Origin of the sequence: Okeania sp. SIO2F5, from assembly GCF_010692685.1 — a bacterium.
Classification (GTDB): Bacteria; Cyanobacteriota; Cyanobacteriia; order Cyanobacteriales; family Microcoleaceae; genus Okeania; species Okeania hirsuta.
Map to the genome: position 1 here is coordinate 1 of NZ_JAAHGU010000313.1, position 1283 is coordinate 1283.

Consider the following 1283-nt stretch of genomic DNA (forward strand, 5'->3'; position numbering starts at 1 on the left):
ATTCATACAATGTTCCATACTCAACGTGATGATTCAAAATGGTAAACCCCAGAGCTACAAAGTAGAAATCTAGTTAACTTCCAACTAAGGGAGTTTTTGGCGATCGCTACTTTCATGCAACAAAGCCTTGCCTAATTGTAAATCCTAAGAAGTCAAATCCAGGTTTGTTTCCTTCATATACTTCTAAAGTATGGGCAATTCTGGTTTTTTCTGGTTTTAGTTCTAATCCTACCTGGTTTAACCATTCCTGAATCACGGTTTTAGCTTGCAACACTACTTTGATGTCTTCATGTAGGATTACAAAGTCATCAGCATAGCGTATCAGACTGAGACTTCTTATTTTATCTCGTTGGCCTATTTGCCTGCCCCTGCTATCTTTCATATCAAGGGTTTTGGCGAATGCCGTAAGTCTTTCTTCCATACCGTGTAAGGCGATGTTTGCTAGTAGAGGTGATATTACCCCTCCCTGTGGTGTACCTTCCACAGATTCTAGGAATTGATTATTGTCAAACACTCCAGATTTTAACCATTGTTTGATTAATCTCCTATAGGGAGTTTTCCCAATTTTTCCTAGTAGTGCATCATGGTTAATTCGGTCAAAACATTTGGATATGTCAGCATCAAGCACATATTTAGGTTTACGCTTGATACTATCAAATATGGCTACAATAGCATCATGTGTTGACCGCCCTGGTCTAAAACCATAGCTATTAGGTTCAAAGCGTGCTTCCCACTCTGGTTCCATACCTAACTTCACCAGGGCTTGTAACGCGCGGTCGTACATCGTAGGGATGCCTAATGGACGTTTTTCATCTTTACCTGGTTTTGGTATACGGACTCTGCGGGTTGGGCTCGCTTTAAGGTGGCGTGATGCGAGTAGGTTCACCAAGTTGAATCGTTGCATCGGAGATAGATTTTTAACACCATCTATTCCAGCAGTTCTTCGTCCTTGGTTATCCTGTGTCACGCGCCTAACAGCTAGCAACCTAGCGTAATAACTTTTGGTCAGAAGTTTTTGGTATCTGTGCATCTTGCGGAGTTCGCCACGGCTGGATGCTCTGTAAATCAATTTTTGCAATTTGAACACAGATTTCTCCACTTGTTTCCAATTTATATCCTTCCATTGCAGGTTAGGATTGATTGAAGCTTGTGAAGGTATATGCTCTGTATCCAGTGCTACGCTTAAAAAGCGAGTGCGTAATTCTGAGGTCTCCTCAGAATGTAAGACGCACTCAAGAAAGGGCTTAGGTGACCCTAACTTTCTTTTTAGTGTCTGAGCTTTA

At 41.5% G+C, this 1283-nt stretch carries 1 pseudogene; it reads right to left on the bottom strand.

The annotated features are described in order from the left end of the window. Nucleotides 1-127: 127 nt before the first annotated feature. Nucleotides 128-1283 (bottom strand): annotated as a pseudogene (locus F6K27_RS33230) (reverse transcriptase domain-containing protein); the annotation flags it as partial.